The following is a 23,909-nucleotide window of genomic DNA, read 5'->3' as shown; positions in this document are numbered from 1 at the left end:
ATCCAGAGCAGATTGTATTATCTGTTTTTAAAATACTCCTTGATTCCTTCATAATAAGCCTGAGCAACCGCTTTAACCCTTTTGGGACAAGGGATATTCTCAACAGAAGTGTCAGCTTCTGACAGTTTATAAATTTCATCTTGGTTATTTTGGACGAGTGTTTCACCATAACACACAGGGCTATGGACAAGGCGTGTTAAAGCTAGATTACGACTATAAATACCTGGTTTTTGAATTAAACATGCGCTATCTATATAGGATGTTTTTTCATATTCAGAGATGAGAGGGATACCCAACTGTCTGATAAACTGTCCAGTAACATACTCGCTTAATTTAAGCGATTCATTAATTTGATTGGTAACAATTAAGCGCAAAAACTCATAACGATCTCTAATGGTATTTAACTCATCTGCGCCAAAAGCACCTGGAATAAATGCTAGATTGTAGTTAGTTTTAGTAAGAAGACTTTTCTTCTTTTTTTTCTCATCAGTTAAATGAGAATTATAATGAATAACAATTGTAACATCGGGAGAAAATTCATTGATTATTTTAGCACGCTCTTCCAAGTCTTCTCTGTTATAATAATTACGAAAAACTTGAGATAGGGAGGAAACATTCTGGATAAGATCAGAATGCGTTTTTATCCATTCAAAAAAGTCTTTTTTGATTGCTCCCTGCCCTATCCCAGAACGCGTAAGTAGAACCACAGCGCCCTCGTTCTCCAGCAAGCGTTGTAGCTCAAGAGCCGTCAAATAGGTGAGGTCTCCTTCATGAAAACGAATAGGCTGATTGTTTTTTGTCATCTCTGCAGGAATAGCTACATAGCGTTCTTCCAACTCAGCAAGCGACCCTCCAAAATGCCCTGGATCTATTGCGATCCGTATATTCTTCAGACCATTGTATGTGCTATGCTTATTAGGAAGAATCGGTGAATTCGTATTTAATTTTAAAATGTAGTCTATTTGTTGATGATCTAAATCACCAATATAAAGAACTTGAGGAGTAAGGCGATAAAATCTTTTAATCGCTTCATTTTTTTCTAAGTAAGTTTTTATTTTCCATTCGATTTCTTTAGCTGTTAATCTCGATTGGTAAGAGTCAAAATCGTGAAAATTACACCCAAATGAGCTTTGTGATATCAAAATAAAAAAACAAAAAAAAATGCATCGAATTAAGGACATTTTTCTTCCTCTTTCTAGTTTTTCATTAAGATAAATGGTAGATGAATATTAAATTTAGACCAATCAAAAGTTCTGAAATCGCCCAGCTGGCCCCATTCTTTTTGGCATTTCTTATAATTTATAATGTCAAAATCGTTTGCACTAATATCATAAAAAAACTTTGCTGTTTAATTTTAAGTTTTAAAATATAAACTTCAAAAGTCGATGCTTTTCTTCTAGTTTATAACTCCAAAAATTTTCCTAGTATGAACCGCCAAGCTTACAAATATGTTAGTCAGTTATATAAAATTTTTGATCTGATTTCTCATCACAAGCTAAATGGATTGACTTCAGCTACAATTAATTTTGCTCTTTATTAAGTTTAGAAACTCGCGTAATCAACTATTTTTTCCTCCAGCTCTTAACGGAAAGAATTTTTCCAGCTAAAAGACATTTTTTTTCCCATGAACAGCCACGGGATTTAGGGTTCATGACCAGCTCCTCTCTCATCTCTTAAAGAGCGTCTTTTTAGCCGTGGTCCGCTTTCACCCAAATTTAACTCTTGATCAGCATCCATCTCGTATTCATGGATATCATTCTCATTTTCTTTTTTTTCTTGGTAAATCATTTTATCAAAAGGTAAAAAAGGTTTTTCGAGTTGTTTCTTCTTAGTTTTTTCAACTTGTTCATTTTCTGGTATTGATAAATTTTTTTGAAAAATTTCGTTTTTTTTGTTTTTATGTTCCTTATTTGTTGTCATATTAACCTCTCTTTTTATTCCATTTATATTAAATGGATTCGCATTTATAAATTAAATATCTCAATTTAAAATGATCACTATTAGATGAAAAAATTGGTAATAAAATATTTTCCTATGCGCTTTCGGGAAGCTTATTTGCCACGAACTTCCCTTCGTTCAGGGACATTTTCATAAAATTTTAATGTCTTACTTTAAATCCGCCATATTTGAACAATAGTAAATAAAACGTGTTTAAGTTTTATGGTTGCTAAATTTTAAAAGTAAAAAAGGCCATTTTTCTTCTATAAATCGAGCAATAGGCCTTGATTCTTGAGCAGTGGCATACAAGCTCATAAGATCTTCATTCAAGAGAGAAGTTTTTTCTTCGGCTGAGCATTTTTGATAAACGTGGAACATTAAATCGATAAAATTTCTAGCGTCGCTTACTCGATATTGTTTAATGGCCTTATATGTACATTCAAATAACTCTATCCATATTTCTTTATCAGTTTCTTCACGTGCGAGCTTGTTAATGTATTTATTAACGATATAGGGCTGGTAAAGACAGCGTAAAACCCAGAAACGGTGAAATAAAATAGCAAAAATAATAGCTGTCACCATCGCGATAAACAATTGGCTTAAATATATATTTTTATCCAACATGTGCTGAAGAGCAATGATTAGGAAACAAAAAATAGAACATGACATTAAAACATAAATACCAAAATGAGCTAGAGGAGTATTAAAAATTCGGGAATAAAATCCGGGAGATAGTTTTGCCTCGACTGTTTGAAAAGGGACCATTGTTAAAAAGACAATGATACCAAAGATAGATATGGAAAAAAAACCCAAATCAAAAAATTTCTCCATTTCTATCTGTGGAAAAGGAAGTCCTGCATAGTTCAGACCAATAAATATTAACCAAATAATTCCCGTTAAAAAAACAGTAGATAAATAAAGAGCTATAAAATTAAAAGATTTAAATTGTACAACTTTTTGAGGCGATTGCATATTAATCTCCTTAAATTTTTTCTAATTATCGCCAACATTTCAATAAAGACCTAAACCAAGACTGTTCATTTTTGATTTTAAGATCAAGAATTTTAGTAATTAAAATAAAAATTTGAATAAATATTATATGGGATATAAATTTTTATTTATTTAACTAAAGAACCGAATTTTCTAGTTTGGTTTTTACAATTCTGGCTACTTCCCCATTTTCTTCCAAAAAAGTTGGCAAAGTTCTAATTGCAATTATTGAAATAATAATTTTTGCGATTTTCACTACTCTTTGATTTTTTTCAATCAAATACAAGCGCTTTTCTTCTCTAGAAAAAATATAACTTTCGTATGTTTAGATCTTCAAATTTTATCTACCTTGTGCAAAGGGCTAAAGTATTTGATGATTGAGTCTATTGCATTACTAGGCAGGCTTTAAAGCCTTTGTTGAACAATTTTTAAAAAATTCTTAAAAGTTCGATCTAATTTCAGAAAAAGTTGTCTTTAATGCTAAAATATCCCAATTCTTTATACTCAGCATTTTTAAATCACAACTTCAAATAACTCTTCATTATCAAAAGTGCTTGCCAGAACTTCTCTGCCTAATATTGTTTTTTGATGCAATATTGTAAGGTATTCAGTATTAAGCTGCCGAAGTTTGGGACAATTAATTAGTATTGTCTCGTCTTGCAGCATAGATTTAATGGATTTTGTGAATGCATATTTATCATTATCCGTATGCATAAAATTACAGATATTGCTCAAATAAAGAGTGTCGATGGCAATGTTATTGTGATCTAGAAATTTTCTAATACCAGCAAACTTTTCAAAATTCGTGATGTCTTCGGTAATAGCAATAAGATGTCCCTCAGAAACTAGCTTTCTAATGAAAAGATATGATTCCTCGCTTTGTAGCCAACTCCCTTCTCGAGATAATTCTTGCTCAATTTTATTTGTCGGTAAGCCTTGCTGATCCGTATGAAAAAATAAATTTTTCTCTTCTTCCTGTAAAGAATTGAGATAATCAATCATGCTCTGCTTAAAAACTTTTCTAGTATTAGAAGCATTTATGATATCAATCGTTTTTTTTATGAAGTCAGCATTTTTCGGATTAAAATCGACAATCAATCCATAGGTAGACTTTCTTTCACATATCATATCAAAATTATGCCAGGTCGCACATCCGATGTGGATTGTTTGCTTCTCATTTGCTTGAGGTGCCTCTCTTAGCCGTTGATAAGTTGCTGCTAAATTAGTTTCATTAGTCGTGATATAGATGCCATAAATTTGCCCCTGCACATGAGAGTTATTGAAGCTGGCAAGTTTTTCGGATATGTTTTTTTTTAAAAGGATTTTTTTACCAATAAAATAAGTTTTTCCTTGATCTGTAAGTTTCTCGTAGTATCTATTTGCCGCTTTAAAAGGATGATAGAGCCAGCCAATAAAGAAAAAAGCTGCCCAGGCAGCTATTTTTCTAGAATTATTTTTTTGATATTTCCAAGGAAAACAAATCAAATGTGTACATGTGCTAATAGTTTGAATCAATGACATATATAAGCCTACAAAGTAATAATAAAGATAAAACCATCTGTTAATATATTACTCATAATAATAAATAACCTATAAAAAAGACTTCCGTCAGCTATTATATAGCCTGATAAATGTGATTTTAGCCCTCAAACGTCTCAGTTGAGTATCCATCGTCATTATAATAATTATTATATTTGCCATTTCGATACAAAGAAACTGCTAAACATATATAATCATCGAACTATCAAAATATTTTTCGGAACTAAGTGCAAAAACTGACGGGATGAGGATTTGATTTTACAGGGCATGTGGATTTCAAACTGACAAATAAAGCCATCCAAAAAAGCTATCAAATAAATAATTCAAAAAATCGCTGTTTCTCTAATTTTCTCGATGCTTGAGAGCATTGAAAATGCTAATGATTTTTTGCGTATAGTTCTTAACTTTATAAAGTATATTCAATTTATGCGTACTTTCGAGTGAGATTGTTTCTAAATCTGAAAGTTTTTTTTGAGTTTGTTCTAATAAATTTTGACGCTGCCAGTTTTTTTTAGAAGAATAAATAAATGAAAAGGCAAAATATGATGTAACTAACAGAGCAATGGTTACCTCAATGATTCGTGATTTTGGCTGAATTAAAAAATTGGCTACTTCAACAAAACCTAATTCCCTAGCAATATTGGGAATCCCCCCTACAAATACAAACATGGAAGCGAATCCCCCCCAAATTGTGGGAGTAAGACCTAATAACAATTGATCAAAATTTCTTTTTATCCAAGGCAAAGAATTCATGGATCGATATCTAGGAATCCCATAAGCAGGATTCGTTAATACTTTAAGAAAAGGTAAACTAGGCATAATTTGGATTTGCCTATCGAATTTTTGCTTTGTGAGAGAGAGATTTTCTAAATATTTGACGTGTTTAGCAAAAGTTTTCTTGATGAGATAACAATTTTGTTGAATCTGTGTTTGATAAAATTCATAAGCGGAAGAATCTTGAACCTCATCCATACGTTGTTTAAGCGTCGCTTCTAAGTTTTCAAACCATTCATAAAATTCATTAATTTTTATAAATTTAAAAATTGGCTTTTCTTCATCAGAATCTTTGGCTGTTTTCAAAATAAAAATGGCTGAATTTAAATAATGAATTTGGGCATTTGCTTTTTCAGTAATTTTATCAATAATTGCTTGAAGAACACGCAGCTGTAAATTTAGCAATCGTTGTTTATCAATCGCTAAAGATGCTTGTCTCTGTGTCATATTTAAACTGATAAATCCAATCAATCCACTGACAAAAAAAGCCAAGAGGGAAATTGTTGTCAAAACTTTATAGGATCCTAACCCGCATCCGATGCATCCTGATAAACCCATCCAAGCACCAAAAGTACTTGTTAGAATAGTATTGATAATCAGTGACATATTTCCAAATTTTTCGACTCTTGTTGCTAAAATTTGCTTTTTATGTTCCTCTCGAAGTTCTCCCCAGTTAAATAAATCTTCTAATTGACGAGTCGTTAATAGCGATTTTAAATGATCTTGACCTAAGGTAAGATGTTTAAAAAGTATTTGAAGTTGTGAGAGATCGAATTCTTTTAAATGCTCCTTTTGTCTTTTTATCACTTTATATTCCTTTGGCATGTCTTATAAAGAAAAGCCCTTAAATCAAATTTTCGTTTTCAAATTGTAAACTAAAATTGAATGTTTTTTCTTAAAGTAACTATTTTATGAGCATTGCCTCAAAAAAGCTATTTAAAATATGTAGAAAATTTAAAACCACTTTCAGACAACATGTACGTATTTCAGTAAAGAAATTAGAATTGCATAAGAAAATATAGCATAAAATTAATTCAATAACTCAAAATATAATTTTCAATTTCTAAATGTAAAATATGATTGTCTTCGCAATTAAAAAAATTCCCTTATTGAGCCCAATATGATACGACTAGCTCAACAACTTTATCTTTTTAACAGCACGATAAAGAAGCGCCCTACTTTAGGAATTAGTATCAACTTCAATGCTTTGAGCATTACTGGCTGCCCACAAAAATTTTGTTACATGATTAAAACGTTGTCATCAACTCCTGACTAAATAAATTTAAAAAATATCCCATTAACTAACTAATAAAATTCTAAATAATGACATTTTTCTTAATCGCAAATTAGATTTTAAGGATAAGCCTTAAGAACGAGGTGAAAAATATTTGGAAAACTCTTGATGTGATAAAGCATAATTAAATCCTACATCATGTGTTTGCACACTCCCGTAGTTTTTTTTATTATACATCGGAGTACTTTGAAACGATATAAAACAAACCATTGAAAAGCGACCGAGTTTGGCTGTTTTTTCTGTTGCAACCACGCGATGATACAAAGCTTTTAAATCTCCTTTTGACCATAATTGAAGTTGCACGGCTGGAATGATTACTGTCTGTTTTTCATCAATAGGCATGGCTTTCCATTCCAGCTCTTTTAAACAGTAATATTGTAATCCCTCATTACTTTCAAAAGTTGGAGAGTAAAATCCCCCTTGTCGACATGTGGAGCTGCAATTTCAAACCTTTCTTGCTGGTCCCGAAATAATGTAAGTGACGAAGAATCCAATGAGATTTACTGCTTTTGAACTCTTTTAAAAGCCCATCAATTTTATATTCTTCTTCAACTGTGTGCGAAATCTCTAATATCAGGGGCTCTATTTTATTGAGAAGAATTTTTGCATTATTTAAAAAAGAAAAAGTTCGTTGATTAGCAATTTGGATAAACCGATCATATTGAAAAAACGTGACATGAAAATTTTTTTAAAATTGCAAAATTAATAGAAAAGCTTAAAGAAAGACATTGGGCTGTAGTTATTTTAACTACACGCAAAAAAGATATGGAACATGTTACATTACAACATATCCCCAACAAGCTGGATTGCCCTTTATAAAAGAAAATCTCATTCTTAAGCCGGCTTCGGGAGTAAAAAAAAACAAAATTTCTATGAATGGCTTAAAAGTCGCTCCGGTTGGGAAGAAGTTAAAGAGATAGTTGTTAAATTTGCTGATGATAGCCTAGAACATTGTAAATCAATGGCCGCTTTACATGAGCTTATTGAAGGCGATAAAAAGGTAGAAGTAGAATGCCTTCATTATAACTGCCCCTCTACAGCTGAAATTAATGAAACACAACTAACTTTATTAGCTATCCAGTTAGCGTCTTATAAAAGCAAGCAATTCCCACCTTTACAATTAGAGTTAAGTGTGGCTTTAACCATATTAGGTATTCAAGTGCTAACAAAAGAAGCAATATTTGACTTTATGAAAAAATTTGCGCAGGCAGAGCAATTTCCTTTCATGACTAAAGAAGAATACCAGATAGCTAAATCTTCAAATATGATTTAGCTTTTTAATTTTGTCTGTAAAAGGCAAAGCCTTTTGGCTTTATTAATTTTCATATTTGGGTTGTCTGTCCAAAAGCCTTTCCTATCTGATAACCTAAAATATGCCTATTTTTCCAAGGAATTCTTCCTAACACATCTATATGTCCTGAAAAAGGATGCAAAATACCTGTCAGCATTTTAATTATAGTAGATTTCCCTACACCATTTGGTCCAATAAAGGCTACATACTCGCCTCACTTGAACTCAAATGATAGTTTTATTTGATGGCAGGAATGTCTTGTTTCTTAGCAAAAAAAGCCTTTTCAAGCTGCCTAAAATTCCTAGAAATGATTCTTTTATGATATAAAATCTTTAAAATTTCTCTAATTTTTATGGCATGGCTCATATCTTTTTCTTTGAAAAATATTTCTAATCTTTCATCATCGGCTGATTTTGTCTTGCTAAATATAATAAAAATTTAACCTTTTAAGAAAAATAAAATCCTTATTAACTAGGTAAAGTTTTTAAAACTAAGGACTGAGGATTTTAAAAGATCATAAATTGAATTACCTTGAGATTTATCCGTAATTTCAATTTCATAACTAACAAAAAAGTAGTTTCTAAGAGAATCTGGAGAGACTTTTTTACTAATAAATACTTCTTCGTTTTTCTTTTGAATTTGGTCTTTAATGGTCAACGTATAAACATTTTCCAATAAATAAGGATATTTTTCTTGTAAAACTTGGCAGTTGACATTTGATAGTCGGCCTGTAAGGCTATGAGTAATTTGAACTCCTTGTTTTAATAGACATTCACCGCATAAGTGCCATCTAAAAACACTCAGGACTAGTGTTCGAATAACGCGTCCAATTAATTCAAATCGAGGCATTTTGAGTTGCTTAATATGTGAAGTCAATTCTTTGAGGGGCCTCGTTAAGATGATTTCGTCTTGAATTTGTAGTAGCCGTTGAGTTTCGAGACTACACATATTCAATTCGCTTACTTCTAATCGATCAGTAACCACTCGATCAATAATAGGAATAAGAACTGAATCGCTTCTATTTAACCCAAAAAGTCTTTGTAAATTTGTAAACTTCTTAAAAGATAGATTATCCTTAATCTTAAAAGATAGACTATCCTTAATTTGGTTTAAATGATCATAAGGTGATCTAGTCTGAACAGTTTGATAAACAGTAGGAAACATCTTTCGGCCTTTTTTTTAAAGTTTTAGCTGATTATATATAAATAAAAATTATTAATAAATAAAATCTTTCCTTAAAATAACATGCATGCTAATAAAATTAAATCTATGTAAATAAGATTATGTTGAAAATAAAAGATGAATTTACAAAAAAGAATAAATTTTGTAAAATATTTATTTTATCTATATAAAAAAGAAAATTAATCGAATTTTTAATATTCTTTCCTTAAATAAATTCATTTTATTAATTAAGCGTTTTAAATTTTATATTATTATTACTTTAATAAAATTATTCATTGAAGAGAATTGAATAAATTTGTTAACTAAAAAGTATGAGAATTTCAAAATGTGCTAAAAATTCTGCAAATTAATTGAAGAAATTAATTTAATTAAACTATAGCTAATTATAGATTAAAATTGTATTTAATTTTTTTATATATTGCAAAAAAAATTATAATTTATGTATAAATTTTCCAATTTTATTAATATAATATATTAGGCTAATATTATGAATGAATTACCTTTTTTTACAACTATTTGTTATGATAAAAATCCAGAATTTATTGGAAAGCGTCTGCTCGAAAAGGTCGACGCATATTTCTATCTAGGAGGCAAAAAAGCGTTAGTTATTCCAGAACATACTAAAGGTAATGTCGAAGGTGTAAGATTTATAAATAGTTCTTCTCCCCACTTAATTACTAGCCTAAAAGTGGCTTCGTACTGCACCATTCTAATTCCAGCAATCATGCTAGCCGCCAAAATGATTTTGAGGTCTACTTATAAATTTTACCTTGTCAATCCAGAAACACCAATTGACAATCAAGAATTATTATCAGTCAAGCAAAAGCAAATTATCGAATCATTCTGGGAAGAACATATTGCCTCCTTTAAAGTCTGCCATGGAACAACTTCCTTACTTCTTAAACATTTCACAGAATATGGAATAAGTTCAACCTATCCCCCAGCTCTCCATGACATGATCACTAAAGTTAGAGCGGTTTGGAAAAATCATGAATACGATATTCTACCACGTTCAGACTATTTCAAAAACTTCGAAAGAAGATACGATGACGCACGTCTAAAACAACGAATTGCTGTTTCGTTTACTGCGGATCCTTTTAGGCAAAAGGAATACACAATAGGAGCAAGAGGATATGGCGGAGAATGGATTAGAGAATTAAATCAATTTATCTATGAAGCTAAGCAGGCAAATAGAAAAGATCTCCTTACCTCTGAAGAAAAACAAATCGTCATGGAAATGCAGTCTTTAATAGAAGTTATGCAGCGTATTGCACCTATGAAGGTTAAAGTGCCATATTATATGATATCTAGACAGAAAGAATTTTGTTCATTTCAAGAATTTGAAAGCAGAGTGAAAAATGAGTGTTTAGAATGGCAAAGCCCGGAAAAACTCTCCGCATATCTACATACTGTGTCACTTCCTCAACTAAATGACCAAAAGAAGATTATAGAAAATAAATATGAGATAACCGTGTATAAAACAATACACGCGAAACATCTGGAATTTGAACTCATTGATTCTACAACTGCTTTTGATTATCCAATGCTAGATTTTAATAAGCCTGAAGAACTATCATCATCGCAAACCGGTAAACTTCGCATTCGGCTCGATACATTATGTAGTGAATTAGAAGAATACCAAGACTCAATATTTGAATGTACGCCGACAGACCGTCAAACATACATTGTTACAAGAAAAGAAAGATGGTTAAGCGAAAAAGAGAAAAAATCTGTCGAATTATCTAAGAAAAAATTTGCTGCACATAAATTATGGTTACAAAAATTTAATTTAAGTTAATTTTAAAAGAAATTTTTATCATTCTTACTAAACATTCTAAATTAGTTAATCTAGCAAATGTTTTTGCTAAAATAATATCTTTTGGCAAAATATAGAATTATTTATCTCTTCTTTAATAATTTGAATAATAATACTATATTGTTAGTATAAGCTTATAAAAGGTGCTTAAAAGCACGCGCTCGATTAATGCTTCCACATCGTAAGAAAAATTATTTTTAATCAGATTATAAATACTAAAAATATCAAAGGATAAGAGAACCGATGTAGCGGCAGCCGGACTTGAACCGACGACACACGGATTATGATTCCGTTGCTCTACCAACTGAGCTATACCGCCGTAAAGAAAAATTAGCGGGGGAAGGATTCGAACCTCCGACCTTTGGGTTATGAGCCCAACGAGCTAACCCCTGCTCCACCCCGCGTCAGATGCAAACTGGGTTTTAGTTTGCTAAAGAAACATTGACTATAGCAAATACGTTATTTTCAAACAACTATATTTTCTATTATTTACAAAAAAAAGCTTTACTAAGCCTTTAATGTATCTGTCGAAGGGAATTTAAATTTTTGGAAAAGAGCTGTGATAGTTTGCAGTGTTCGTTTTGTTGACCCTGTCAAACTTTGGACAAGTGCTAATCCGTTCTGACCAATTTCTTCTCGAATAGAACTGTCAATTAATAAAATTTCTAAAACTTTTTGTAATTCTTGCTCGGAAACTTGAATCCCAGCTTCAGCTTGTTTAATAAGGTCAACAAGTTCTAATTGCGAATACATAGAAAGTCCAAAAATAACAGGTTTACCATACCAACAAGGCTCTAAGATATTATGTCCACCTACCTTTAATGTAAAACTTCCCCCAACAATTGCAATATCCGAAAGTTGGTAACACATGCGAAGCATTCCCATCGCATCAATAAGAATAACTTGCTCTTTTCCAGTTCTCCTATTGATATCTGTAAAATTAATCCACTTGAGTCGTTCCTTTTCTAAAAAAGCAACCACTTCCTTAAATCTTTCAGGATGACGAGGCACTAAAATAGCCTTTAAATCAGGAATTTGTTTCCAGAGTTCTTTAAGCATGCGAATAAGCATTTGTTCTTCTGGATAATGTGAAGAACCAATTGTTAAGACGGGTTGCTCCGGAGAAATTCCCAATTTTTCTCTCCATGCGTACACCCCTTCTTTTGTCAGTTGTGGATACTCATCATCTAATTTAAGGTTTCCAGTCACATGTAATTTTTCTTCCTGCACACCAATATCAACAAAACGTTCTTTATATAAAGAATTTTGAACACATAGAAGATCGAACAAACTAAAAAGTTTTTTAGAGAAAAAATTAAATAATTTAAAACGTGCCACAGATTTTTGAGATAACTTACCATTAACTAAAACAAGTGCAGCTCCCTCTTGCTTAGTCAGTCTCATAAAATTCAACCAAAAGTCGGATTCACAAATAATCACGAGCTGAGGGGCCGTTCTTCGGACGATTTTTTTTATAATGAAATAAAAATCGAAGGGTAAATAAACATGATAATTGGCAAAAGGCAAACTCCTTTTTGCTTCAGTATGACCAGTTTCTGTCACCGAAGAAATAAGTAAGCGATGATGAGGATAAGTAAGTTTTAATTCTCGCGCTAAAGCGATAACGGCTTTCGTCTCTCCAAGAGATACAGCATGAATCCAAATCAAAGGATGTTCTTGACTGATTTCAAACCCCTTAAATCCTAATCGATACCACAAGCTGTGTCGGTATTTCCCGTGAATAAAAAAATAATAAAGCATTTTGGGAGTTGCTAAAATAGCTAATAGCCATAATGACATTTCATATAGGAGAAAGAAAAGACGGTTCACTCTGATCTCAAAAGTTTAAAATTAATAAATTTGCTTAGATTCCCCAGGATTTAATACCCAAAATTGTTCGAATGGGATTTGCTTCGTTTGCATCTCTTGGCGAAGTGCTTTAACGGGCTCTTTAATTCCCTCGTCTGTTAATTGAAAGGTTCCAAAGTGAATCGCTAAACTTTGCTTGGCGTTTAAATCTAGATGAGCCTGAAGAGCTTCGGCTGGAGATAAATGGATTGATTGCATTATCCACCTTGGCTCATAAGCCCCAATAGGTAAACAAGCTAATGTCGGAGCTCCTAACCGTGATCTTATTGCCTTAAAATGTGGTCCATAGCCAGAATCTCCGGCAAAGTAAACACTTTGATTAGGTGTTTTAATCATAAAACCACCCCAGAGAGTTCGATTACGATCAAATAGGCCCCGCGCCGAAAAATGTTGAGCAGGAACAAAAATGAGCTGATTAGACGAATAGAGAGAAACTTCATCCCACCAATCCATTTCTAAAACTTTTTTTAACCCCTTACTACGCAAAAACTTTTGATTTCCCATGGGGACATAAAAAACAGGAGAATAATCTACCTGCAATTTTTGAAGTGTAGGCATGTCCATATGGTCATAATGGTTATGGCTAATAAGCACAAAGTCTATTGGAGGAAGATCCTTAAATTGAATACCTGGTAAAGAAACTCTTTTAGGCCCAATACAAGAGAAAGGACTCGCTCTTTCAGACCAAATCGGGTCTGTTAAAATATTTTTCCCATCAATCTGAATAAGCACTGTTGAATGGGTAACATAAGTGACCTCTAGCTCATCAAAGGAAACGCGTTCTTTTAAATTTTTTTGCTGATTGATAGAAACTGATTCTGGCCACTTAACAGGTTTTCTTGTTATCATCCATTTGAGGACCTGCCAAAATGAATGGGTAGAAAAATTGAAAGGATTAAAATAATAATTCCCATCAAAATGATTTGAAGGCATGATTTTTCCTAATTTAATAGATTTCTTTTAAGGGATTAGAAATCAAATAAACAAAATAAAAAAGAAATTTACAAAATAGAATAACGGTCTAAAATTTATTGCGCAACCCAGAGCACATGTTTCTCTTTTATTACTCCATAAAAAAACTCTAAAATCAATTTGTATATACAATCACTTGTTATTAATAATTAAATCTTTTAGTATCTTTGCGATATTAATTTACTTTTGAAACATGCAGAGATGACTGGACAAATTATCGGAATTATACCAGCCCGTTATGGTAGCACTCGTTTTCCAGGTAAACCCCTCGCCTCAATTCTCGGTAAGACTCTTCTTCAAAGAACTTATGAAAATAGCTTAAGGGCTAGCGCTCTCAGCGATCTTATTGTTGCCACAGATGATGAACGTATTTTTGAACATGTTCGCTCCTTTAATGGCAAAGTCGTGATGACTTCTGAACAATGCCCCACTGGAACGGATCGCTTAGCAGAAGTCCTTTCACTCTACCCAGAATGGATGCATGCAACTGCTATTGTTAACATTCAAGGAGATGAACCTTGTTTAAACCCTTTAACCATTAATTTAGCTGTTCAAGCACTTGTTAATGATCCTCAAGGACAAGTATCTACTATTGTGACTCCCTTATTGAATGAAGAAGAAGCTAAAAATTCTTCTATTGTCAAGTGTGTGATGGATCAACAGGGAAACGCACTTTATTTTAGCCGTGCTTTAATCCCTTCCAACAAAACCAACTCTTTTAAAAATGGAGCTATTTATTTTCGTCATTTAGGACTCTATGTCTATAGACCATCATTTATCATAGACTATCAGAAATTACCTTCTACACCCCTACAGTTAGAAGAAGATTTAGAACAATTAAAAGTTTTAGAACACGGATATCGAATCAAAGTTGCGATCGTTGAACAGGCAAATATTGGAGTTGACACTCCTGAGGATATCCACAAAGTTGAGGAATGGCTATGCAAACAAAATACATTTTTATAACAGGCGGTGTCTGTTCCTCTTTGGGAAAAGGACTCACTTCTGCAGCAATTGGGTTATTACTCGAAAAAAAAGGGTTAAGAGTGTCAATGCTTAAATTAGATCCTTACTTGAATGTTGATCCAGGTACGATGAGCCCCTTTCAACATGGCGAGGTTTATGTGACAGATGATGGCGCAGAAACAGATTTAGATTTAGGTCACTACTACCGTTATACAAATTCTTTTTTATCAAAAGCTTCCAACGCTACTTCTGGCCAAATCTACAATACAGTGATTAAAAGAGAGCGACATGGCGACTATCTAGGAAAAACGGTTCAAGTTATTCCTCATATTACGAATGAGATTAAACAACGCATTGTGAACTGTGGAAAACAACAAGAAAATATTGATGTTGTTTTGGTCGAAATAGGAGGAACTGCCGGAGATATTGAATCACTCCCCTTTTTAGAAGCCATTCGCCAGTTTACTTACGATCATCGCAATAACTGTTTAAATATCCACTTGACATATGTTCCTTATTTGAAAGCAGCAGGAGAGGTAAAAACTAAACCTTCACAGCATTCCGTACAAGTTTTAAGAGGAATTGGGATTTTTCCAGATATTATTGTTTGCCGTTGCGAAGTGAATTTATCTGATGAAGTTAAAGATAAAATTAGCCTTTTTTGTAATGTCAACAGACGTGCTGTTATCGAAGAAAAAGATGTCGAACATAGTATTTATGAAGTTCCTTTAGATTTGCATAAGCAAGGAATTGATGCTTTAATTTGTGAACTTTTACATCTTCCTAATCCCTCAATCAATTTATCAGAATGGGAAAAAATTCTTGAAACGATAAAAAATCCTAAAGGAACCATAACTGTTGGCATCGTTGGAAAATATGTTCAACATCAAGATGCTTATAAATCGGTGTTCGAATCTTTGACGCATGGAGCATTAGCTGCAGGATATAAACTTCAAATTAAACGATTTGAAGCAGATAAACTTCCGTTAGATGATAACCAATTAGCTAAAACAATTGAAGGTTGTGATGGTTATTTAGTTCCTGGAGGATTTGGAGAAAGAGGGTGGCTTGGCAAAATTCACACAGCTAAATTATGTAGGGAGAAAAAAATTCCTTACTTTGGAATCTGCTTAGGAATGCAGGTCATGGCAGTCGAATTCGCTAGACATGTGGTCGGACTCAGTGAAGCTAATTCAACAGAGTTTGATCCTGATACTATACATCCTGTGATTTCTTTATTAAGTGAGCAAAGAGGTTTACAAGACCTGGGAGGTACAATGCGTCTTGGAGCTTATATTTGTGATTTGAAACTTCACACAAAAGCTTATCAAGCTTATAAAAGTTCACAAATCAGCGAACGACATCGTCATCGTTATGAATTTAATAATACTTACAAAGAACAAATGGAAAAAGCTGGTTTTGTAGTTGCAGGAACGTTAAAAGGCGAGAATCTTTGCGAAATAGCTGAAGTCAAAGATCACCCTTGGATGATTGGAGTTCAATTCCATCCTGAGTTTAAATCAAAACCAACAGACCCTCATCCACTTTTCCGTGACTTTATTCAAGCGATGATTATTTACCATAAGAGTCAGCATGGAAAATAAGCCAAAACCCAGTAGAATTTTAGGCATCGATTTTGGGATGAGCCGAATAGGTTTGGCTCAATCCGACGAAAGAAAGATTATAGCTATGCCTCTTATCACTGTACATACTGAAAAAAAATCAGAACAAACAGTTATTAAATTATTAGAAACCATTTCACAGTTGTGCGAAACTCAAAAATGTGAAATTGAAGAAATTGTGATTGGGCTTCCTTTAATGATGAGTGGTAGAACTGGATTTTTAGCAGATGAAGTTAAACATTTTGCTCAACTTCTTCAACAATTGACACCCATTCCTATTCGTTTATGGGATGAACGTTTAACTACGGTGCAAGCCGAACGCTCCTTGCGAGAAAGCCAATTAACACGTAAAAAACGATCAAAAGTTGTTGATATTGTCAGCGCTTCCATCATCCTTCAAAGCTATCTAGATAGTCGATGCTGAATAGTTGATTCAGCATCGACCAGATATTTATAATTCTCCTTCAAGAACTTCTAATTGAAGCTTTAAAACTTCTTCTAAATTGGTCTGTTCAGCACTTAGAACTAAGGCGACAGGAGGAAAATCTGTTGCTTTTTGAGGAAGAGCTTGGAAATAAGCTCCATATTCCTCTAATGTCTCCCCTTCTGCGGGAGCGCGCATGCCCATAAAAACCATCGCCGCTTGTGTAGAAAAAAACCGCATGACTTGAATTTTTTCTTGTTCAGGATTGGAAGCCACTAAAACAGTTGTTTCAATATTTAATCGATTCTTCTTAATTAACTCCTGAAACTCTTGCATTCTCTGCTGACGGATTTGTTCATCAGAAACTAAGCTAACTAAGCAAATACGAGTTTTTTTCCAAGAAGGATTTTTTCGGAGCATGTAAGCAAACACCATCATTAATTCACAATTGCGTTGCGAATCATCATCCCACCAAATGTGGATATCTCCTTTGATAATAGGTTTCTTGAAAGGAAACTCAAAAGATTTTTGTTCATCGTTCAGAATAACTACATTTTTTCCTCGCTTGTGAGCCAATTTAATGACTTCAAGATAACTAATTAATGTTTCCTCCTGAGAAGTTCCACCGCAAACAATTGTATTAGGTGTCAGAGGACCAATTCCATAATGTGCAATCATCTGCTTCATTCCAGAAGACACGCTTTTTGCTTGATGAAGAGTGACTAAAGCTTGAATATCATGGTGTTTTAATAAAATCTTAATTCTTTGATCTAGCTGGGTAATTTGAGCCTGGCTAGCTTGTTCTGGGGAGAAGAATGAAGCCATGGTTAAAAAGCCTTTAGAATGAGCAATCGCATTTGAAAAGCTTAAAAGCTGATCAGAAACTAAAGAAGGTTTACCGGTAAACACTAAAAAATTTGGTCTCCAAGAACGAGAGGATGGCATTTCGTTTGCTAAGCGATAAATAACGGCTCGGGAAAAAAACATAAAAATTCCATAACGGATATCGTCCCAAGCAGTGTTAATTCTTTGCCTTTTTAAAGCCAGATAGATAACAAATACTAGCCCTAAAGCTAAAATTGCTGCTCCTGAGTTGATCATTAACATCGCTATAACGCAAAGTAGTGTCCCTGTTAAGGAAATAATCCATGGTAAGGGAAAAGTAGGGCGCCAACTTGGATTAGACATTAAATCTTCTAAACCTGTCGCTAAATTCAAAACTGCATAGCAAATTAAGCAAATCATCGTTAAGAGAGGAGCAATTACGTTAATACTTCCAAAACAAATTCCAATTAGAGCAATCGCAACGGTCAATGCGGTGGCTATACGAGGTTCGCAGTAAGGTCCATATTCCCTAGCAAATATGCGTGGAACAATTCCATCTTCCGCTAAAGCTTGCAATGTACGTGGCGCACCTAATAGACCACCAATGGCACTAGAAAGAGTTGCCCCCCAAATACCTAAAATGATCAGAGACTCAAACTTGGCAACATGTTGAATTACTAAAGGATCCATAACAAGCCTGTCTAAAGGAACCATTTCAAAAAGAAAAAGAGAAATTCCAATATAAATAACATATGCTGTTAATACTGCTGTAATTGTTCCTAAAGGTAAAGAACGGCTGGGATCTTTTAAATCTCCCGATAAAGAAGCACTGGATTCAATTCCTGTTAAGGCAGGAAAGAAGATAGCAAAAATAGCCCAAAAAGAGGAGGGAGAAGAATCATTTAAAGGAGTATAGGAATATAAATCTAAATTTGCTGGATTCCCTGTAAAAAGAGAGTATAGGGAAGCTATAATAATGACAAAAATAACCAGCTGAATTTTTAAAGCAAAATTCGTGGATACATAAGCTAATAAAGTTAAAACACAAAGAGTTGCAATTCCAATGGCTACCCCAGAAAATTGCGGAAAAAGAGACTGAAAAGATTCTGTAAAGCCTACAATGCAAAATGATACGCTAATGCTTTGCTTAAGGAATAAAGGGATGCCGATTGAACTACCAACTTCTAAGCCAAGCGCTCGCGAGATAATATAGTAAGCTCCCCCTTTTCCGACTTTAATATTGGTAGCGGCGGCAGACATGGAAAGAATTGTAATTAGGGTGATAACACTCGCTAAAGTGATAATAAAAAGAGTTGAATAAAGTCCAGCGCTTCCTACAATCCATCCCAATCGAAGAAAAATGATGACTCCAAACATCATCAGAATGCTGGGAACATAAATTCCAAAAAATGTTCCAAATTTAGGCCTTTGCTCAATTGTTACTTGATCAGCCAGTGAGGGTTGAAAAGATGTTGTTTGACCCACTGTATAACTCATAAGCGCCTTCCTTTTTTAATCGAATAGAGGTGATTTTTGAAAAAATTTTCTTTCATTTTTGAAACATTACAAATGGAGAAAATTTTTATTAAAAACTTACCTTTAATTCTTTTACCCGAATTTTTGGGTTTTTATTCTTCTACTCACTTGTATTTCAATAATTTCTTTTTCAAATTAAAAATCGGTAAATCAATCAATTATGAGTTATTAATTTAACGTGATAAAATTTATTCTCATCCAATCAATACTAGTTTAATCTAAATTTTTAATCAAGAACACAGGGCTATTTATAAAAAAGAATGAACTGCAAAAAGTAAAGGGTTATAAAAAATGCCTAAAAAGAAATATGATATCAGTTTTTAAAGATACTAAATAGTGCGTCTGGATAGTGGGCAATTTTTAAAAGTTCATTCCTACTCTTAAAAATTATTTAGATTTAAAATAACATTTTTATTTTAATTGAGATATAAATTTATTAAAAGCAATAAAAAAATTTTATATAGCTGATTGATTTTTCATTCTATAAAAGTTAAGATTGCCAGCTAAATTTTTTTTAGAGGAATAAAAGTTTCCGCAAAAATGGTGCGTCCTGTTAACGTCATGCGTTTTCGCTTTAGCAATAATGTTATATAAATTTTTCGCTATAATTATAAACTTCACAAATAATTTAAATGTGGATCATTAATCATTTTCTCTCACTCCTACATTTGTTTTTTGCAGCAGTTACCCTCCAAAAGAAAAGGATTTAAAATAATTTCAAAGCTTTTCTTATTATTCATGTAATTTTACTTACATCTATCACGAAAATGCAAATTCTCTGATAGAAAGTTGAGATTAGGAAATAAATTCCTATGATTCATACCTTACGAAAAGTCAAAATAATTTCCTTTGTTTACATCATATACGTTAAGCGGAAAATAAAAATTGTGGATGATGATTGCATTAACGCAATCGTCTAGAATAAAGCTTTAAAGAGCTTTTTTCATTTTACATTTTTTAAAAAGGAATGAAATTATTTATAAATTTTTCTCAAATAAAACAAATAAAAACTTAACAAACAGAACAATTAATGCACTAAAAATAAAATAAATATAAATTTAATGAAAAAGTCAAATTCAAAAAAAATTTATCTGAATGTTGACGAAAATTTCTTAAATAAGCCTAATCAATTTACAAATCACGTAGCGACGGAAATGCTAATTCGCTATGCTGCGCGATTAAATTATTAGGTGGTTTTAACTATGCATAACTCGCATTATTTTGTTAATCCTTTGAACGAACCGAATCGGCCCATAAAAATTCCAGAATCTTGTATTTTAGTCATTTTTGGAGCGACCGGTGATTTAACAGCTCGTAAACTAATTCCAGCTTTATATAACTTGGCGAGAGACGGCCAACTTCCTGGTCATTTTGCCTGTGTAGGCTTTGCTAGAAGGGCAAAAACACATGATGAGTTTCGGGAAGAAATGTTAGAAGCAGTTAACAAATTTTCAAGATCGAAACCAGTTGAACAAGAACTCTGGAAACGCTTTCGTGAACAATTGTTTTATCATCAATCCGAATTTGATGATGATGAAGGGTATAAAAGCTTAAATCAATTTTTAGAAAAACTCGATACACAAATGGGAACTAAAGGTAACCGAGTTTTTTATTTATCTATCCAGCCTAGCTATTTTCCTCTCGTTGTTGAAAAGCTTAGCCAACACCAATTGACATATCCAGTTAAACAAGTCAAAGACAAATGGAGTCGTGTCATTATAGAAAAGCCTTTTGGAAGAGATATTGAATCAGCAAAACAACTTCAACAAGATCTTGTACAACACCTAGATGAAAGTCAAATTTATCGAATTGATCATTATTTGGGAAAAGAAACTGTACAAAATTTATTAGTTTTTAGATTTGGTAATCCCATCTTTGAATCAGTTTGGAATAACCATCATATTGATAATATTCAAATTACTGTTGGTGAAGAAATTGGGATTGGTTCTCGCGGTCGATTTTGGGAAGAAGCCGGAATGTTGCGAGATATTGTCCAAAACCATGTGATGCAACTTCTTTCTCTTGTTGCGATGGAACCCCCGACGAGTCTCCAAGCCAACTCAGTCCGCGGCGAAAAAGTTAAAGTCATTGAAGCTATTAGACCTATCCCCTTCGATTCAATGGAACAATGCGTCATCCGGGGCCAATATGGATCTGGATTCATTAACGGGGAACCCGTTAAAGGATATCGAGACGAGGAAAATGTAGACTCTAAATCTTTTGTTGAAACCTACGTTGCCTTGCAACTTTCTATCGATAACTGGCGTTGGGCTGGAGTTCCCTTCTATTTACGTGCTGGTAAACGCCTACCCAAACGGGCTACTGAAATTGCGATTACTTTCAAAAAAGCCCCCGGGTATCTATTTGAAGGAACTTCAGCTTTGATTGACTCAAACGTTTTAGTGATTCGTATTCAACCGGATGAAGGAATTTCATTGAGAATTAATTGCAAAGTCCCTGCATTAAACACAGTCATTCAACCGGTGAAAATGGATTTTCGTTACGGATCTTACTTTGGTGCCATTCCTCCCGAAGCTTATGAAAGGTTAATTTGTGATTGCATGGCCGGGGATAATACTTTATTTGCAAGAGATGACGAAGTCATTATGTCTTGGAAGTTGCTCACACCTATTTTAGAACATTGGCAAGAAACATCCCCGACAGATTTTCCAAATTATGCCGCAGGAACTTGGGGGCCAGACCGAGCCGAAGAAATGCTAAAACGCCAAGGACGTCATTGGAGACTTATTTAACCATATCAAATAACAAAAGGTAATTTATAAACCATCGATAAAGCATAATTTTGTGAATTGACTTAAATTTATGTGTTTATTTTTGATATTTGGTATAGCCTGAATTCTGAACTTTTCTTTCTGATAATCAGAGGCTTTAATTGATAATTAGAAAAAATTTATCTACCAAGTATCTGAAACTTAAATAAAAATCCTTCAAATTCAGGTAAAAATATAAAATGGATTATTTGATATGGAAGTAGAAAAAAAAGAAATTGTTCCTGATCTACAAACAGAATTTAATAAATTAGCTAATACCCAACAATCAAAAACAAAAGCCTGTTTATTTAATCTTATTATTTATACTCAAGAAAAATCCCGTTCAGATTACTTTACCAGTATGGTAAAAATGATTGCCAAGCAATTTCCATGTCGAATTATTTTTGTTCAAGGTGATCGAACAACAAAAGATTCTTATCTGCGAGTAAATGTTTCGACTGAGATCGGAAAAGAGATTAAAGGGTTTACCTGTGATCAAATTCTTATCGAAGCGGCAGGTAAAGAACTTTCTAAAGTTCCTTTTTTGATTTTACCTGTATTCGTTCCAAGTTTGCCCATTTACCTAGTTTGGGGGGAAGACCCAACAACAGAAAATACGATTCTTCCTCATCTACAAAAATTTGCCACAAGGTTGATTTTTGATTCTGAATGCACAAAGGATCTTCAACATTTTAGTCAAACCATGCAGCAAAAAATTCAATCGTCCTCTATTCAAATTGTGGACATGAATTGGGCTCGTATTGGAGGCTGGAGAGAAATTGTAGCACAAACTTTTGATAGTAAAGAAAGATTTGGACAATTAGCCACTGCCAAATCGGTTAAAATCACTTACAATAATTTACCTTCTCCGTTTTTTACCCATCCTGATACACAAGCCATTTATTTACAAGCCTGGTTAGCTTCAAGACTTGGATGGAAATTTATTAAACGAAAGATCGAACAAGCCGTTCACATCCTTTATTATAAAGGGAATAAAGAAACTGTTAAAATCCAACTGATTGGCGTTACAGATAAAGAATTATCTCCAGAAGATATTATTGCTATTGATGTATCCGATGACATTGATTATGTGTGTCACCTAAAAAGACAAGGAAATAACCAAGTATCTGTTCAAGCCTGCAATCAATATCAATGCGAACTTCCTTTTACATTATGGCTACCAACCATCCGTACAGGCCGTAGTTTTATGCAAGAAATTTTTTACCAGAAAGTTAGTCATCACTATTTAGATATGCTACATTTGATCAGTCAAGCTAATTGGAGTTTATGATATGCAAACAGCTCATTGGAAAACATCTATTCGATCGTTCGATGAAAGGCGTGATTTTATCGTTGTCGGAAATGCAGAAGAAACAATTCAATTTTGCGTAAAACAATTCATAGAAATCGCGCAAGAGGCAATTGAAAAGCGAGGGTTGTTTACAGTGGCTTTATCAGGAGGACAAACCCCTAATGCTATTTTTAAAAAATTGAGTCAACAAGACTATTTAAAACAATTGGACTGGACTAAAGTGTTCTGTTTTTGGAGTGATGAAAGGAACGTTCCTCCGACAGACACAGAAAGCAATTATGCCATGGCTATGGAATCTGGCCTCGCTAAACTTCCTTTAAAAAGAGAACATATTTTTCGCATGAAAGCAGAAAGTGACATTGAAGAGAACGCTCTCAAGTACGAAGCCATCATACGTGAAAAAGTCTCTTCTAATAGTTTTGATTTATTAATGCTAGGAATGGGAGATGATGGTCATACAGCGTCACTTTTTCCTCATACGCAAGGCTTACATGCAAAAGATCGTCTAGTCATTGCTAATTACGTTCCCCAAAAACATACTTGGCGCATGTCTTTGACCTATGAATGTATTCATTTGGCTAAAACGATTTGTATTTACGCCATGGGAAAGAAAAAAACCAATATGGTTGCTCAAGCATTAACAAAAAGCTATGATCCAGATAATCTTCCCATCCAACGTATTGGTACAACACATCATAAAGCTCTATGGATTTTAGATCATGAGGCTGGTGAAAAACTCTTGCAAATTTTTCAAAGACGGTAAACACTTAAGACAAAAACCCACAAAA

17 protein-coding genes, 2 tRNA genes and 2 pseudogenes are annotated in these 23,909 nt (G+C 33.3%); 8 read left to right on the top strand and 13 right to left on the bottom strand.

The genetic code is table 11. The features are described from left to right. Window positions 1-17 precede the first annotated feature (17 nt). The 6 genes and pseudogenes from BU804_RS07230 to BU804_RS07205 all read right to left on the bottom strand — a co-directional run. Window positions 18-1,181 carry an N-acetylmuramoyl-L-alanine amidase family protein gene (locus tag BU804_RS07230; RefSeq protein WP_075883553.1) on the bottom strand — a complete coding sequence of 388 codons (1,164 nt, stop codon included), beginning with the start codon at window positions 1,179-1,181 and terminating at the stop codon, window positions 18-20. Window positions 1,182-1,641: 460 nt separating this feature from the next. After that, window positions 1,642-1,920, bottom strand: a complete 279-nt coding sequence (locus BU804_RS07225) for a hypothetical protein (RefSeq protein ID WP_075883552.1) — start codon at window positions 1,918-1,920, stop codon at window positions 1,642-1,644. A gap of 231 nt (window positions 1,921-2,151) precedes the next feature. Further along, window positions 2,152-2,910 carry a hypothetical protein gene (locus tag BU804_RS07220; protein ID WP_075883551.1) on the bottom strand — a complete coding sequence of 253 codons (759 nt, stop codon included), beginning with the start codon at window positions 2,908-2,910 and terminating at the stop codon, window positions 2,152-2,154. Window positions 2,911-3,441: 531 nt separating this feature from the next. Continuing rightward, entirely contained in the window at window positions 3,442-4,449 is a 1,008-nt protein-coding gene (locus BU804_RS07215; protein WP_075883550.1) for an LIC_10091 family protein, read from the bottom strand. Window positions 4,450-4,809: 360 nt separating this feature from the next. Continuing rightward, window positions 4,810-6,048: a hypothetical protein gene (locus BU804_RS07210; RefSeq protein WP_075883549.1), complete on the bottom strand. Its 1,239-nt coding sequence runs from the start codon at window positions 6,046-6,048 to the stop codon at window positions 4,810-4,812. A gap of 559 nt (window positions 6,049-6,607) precedes the next feature. Then, window positions 6,608-6,916 (bottom strand): annotated as a pseudogene (locus tag BU804_RS07205) (2OG-Fe(II) oxygenase family protein); the annotation flags it as partial. Between the two features lie 580 nt (window positions 6,917-7,496). Here BU804_RS07205 and BU804_RS07195 point away from each other — a divergent pair. Next, window positions 7,497-7,808: a hypothetical protein gene (locus BU804_RS07195; protein WP_075883546.1), complete on the top strand. Its 312-nt coding sequence runs from the start codon at window positions 7,497-7,499 to the stop codon at window positions 7,806-7,808. A gap of 52 nt (window positions 7,809-7,860) precedes the next feature. On the opposite strand, the pseudogene BU804_RS17590 reads toward BU804_RS07195, so the two are convergent. Together BU804_RS17590 and BU804_RS07185 are read right to left on the bottom strand one after the other, a co-directional pair. Further along, window positions 7,861-8,040: pseudogene (locus BU804_RS17590) on the bottom strand (ATP-binding cassette domain-containing protein); the annotation flags it as partial. A gap of 257 nt (window positions 8,041-8,297) precedes the next feature. Then, window positions 8,298-8,990 (bottom strand): hypothetical protein, encoded by a 693-nt coding sequence (locus BU804_RS07185; RefSeq protein WP_075883545.1) that lies wholly within the window; start codon window positions 8,988-8,990, stop codon window positions 8,298-8,300. 505 nt (window positions 8,991-9,495) lie between these two features. Here BU804_RS07185 and BU804_RS07180 point away from each other — a divergent pair. Continuing rightward, window positions 9,496-10,806: a hypothetical protein gene (locus BU804_RS07180; RefSeq protein WP_075883544.1), complete on the top strand. Its 1,311-nt coding sequence runs from the start codon at window positions 9,496-9,498 to the stop codon at window positions 10,804-10,806. A gap of 264 nt (window positions 10,807-11,070) precedes the next feature. Here the strand turns inward: BU804_RS07180 and BU804_RS07175 are convergent. From BU804_RS07175 to BU804_RS07160, 4 genes are all read right to left on the bottom strand, one after another. Continuing rightward, a tRNA-Met gene (locus BU804_RS07175) sits at window positions 11,071-11,143 on the bottom strand. A gap of 12 nt (window positions 11,144-11,155) precedes the next feature. Beyond that, a tRNA-Met gene (locus BU804_RS07170) sits at window positions 11,156-11,228 on the bottom strand. Between the two features lie 103 nt (window positions 11,229-11,331). Then, on the bottom strand, window positions 11,332-12,654 hold the full coding sequence (locus tag BU804_RS07165) for a 3-deoxy-D-manno-octulosonic acid transferase (RefSeq protein WP_158025037.1): 1,323 nt from the start codon (window positions 12,652-12,654) through the stop codon (window positions 11,332-11,334). Between the two features lie 21 nt (window positions 12,655-12,675). Next, the gene (locus BU804_RS07160) at window positions 12,676-13,626 is read right to left on the bottom strand and encodes an MBL fold metallo-hydrolase (protein WP_075883542.1); all 951 of its coding nucleotides are present in this window, start codon (window positions 13,624-13,626) and stop codon (window positions 12,676-12,678) included. 240 nt (window positions 13,627-13,866) lie between these two features. On the opposite strand from BU804_RS07160, the gene kdsB reads away from it, so the two are divergent. The 3 genes from kdsB to ruvX are packed head-to-tail and all read left to right on the top strand — an operon-like array spanning window position 13,867 to window position 16,677. After that, entirely contained in the window at window positions 13,867-14,631 is a 765-nt protein-coding gene (gene kdsB, locus BU804_RS07155; RefSeq protein ID WP_039357883.1) for a 3-deoxy-manno-octulosonate cytidylyltransferase, read from the top strand. Beyond that, on the top strand, window positions 14,607-16,235 hold the full coding sequence (locus BU804_RS07150) for a CTP synthase (RefSeq protein WP_075883541.1): 1,629 nt from the start codon (window positions 14,607-14,609) through the stop codon (window positions 16,233-16,235). The genes kdsB and BU804_RS07150 overlap by 25 nt, the downstream gene beginning before the upstream one ends. Then, window positions 16,225-16,677, top strand: coding sequence for a Holliday junction resolvase RuvX (gene ruvX, locus BU804_RS07145; protein WP_039357864.1), 453 nt, complete (start codon window positions 16,225-16,227; stop codon window positions 16,675-16,677). The genes BU804_RS07150 and ruvX overlap by 11 nt, the downstream gene beginning before the upstream one ends. A 27-nt stretch (window positions 16,678-16,704) precedes the next feature. Here the strand turns inward: ruvX and BU804_RS07140 are convergent, their stop codons facing one another. Beyond that, window positions 16,705-18,999 carry an amino acid permease gene (locus tag BU804_RS07140; protein WP_075883540.1) on the bottom strand — a complete coding sequence of 765 codons (2,295 nt, stop codon included), beginning with the start codon at window positions 18,997-18,999 and terminating at the stop codon, window positions 16,705-16,707. 1,241 nt (window positions 19,000-20,240) lie between these two features. Between BU804_RS07140 and zwf the strand changes: the two genes are divergently transcribed. From zwf to pgl, 3 genes are all read left to right on the top strand, one after another. Further along, entirely contained in the window at window positions 20,241-21,791 is a 1,551-nt protein-coding gene (gene zwf, locus BU804_RS07130; protein WP_079988651.1) for a glucose-6-phosphate dehydrogenase, read from the top strand. 232 nt (window positions 21,792-22,023) lie between these two features. After that, complete coding sequence (locus tag BU804_RS07125) at window positions 22,024-23,100, top strand: glucose-6-phosphate dehydrogenase assembly protein OpcA (protein WP_075883538.1); 1,077 nt, start codon at window positions 22,024-22,026, stop codon at window positions 23,098-23,100. Window position 23,101: 1 nt separating this feature from the next. Next, window positions 23,102-23,884, top strand: a complete 783-nt coding sequence (gene pgl, locus BU804_RS07120; RefSeq protein ID WP_075883537.1) for a 6-phosphogluconolactonase — start codon at window positions 23,102-23,104, stop codon at window positions 23,882-23,884. The last annotated feature ends 25 nt before the right edge of the window (window positions 23,885-23,909 follow it).

The organism is Candidatus Protochlamydia sp. W-9 (genome assembly GCF_001950615.1).
In the GTDB taxonomy this organism is placed as follows: Bacteria; Chlamydiota; Chlamydiia; order Chlamydiales; family Parachlamydiaceae; genus Protochlamydia; species Protochlamydia amoebophila.
Note: the sequence above shows the minus strand (reverse complement) of the source record. Positions and strands in the feature narration are given on the sequence as shown.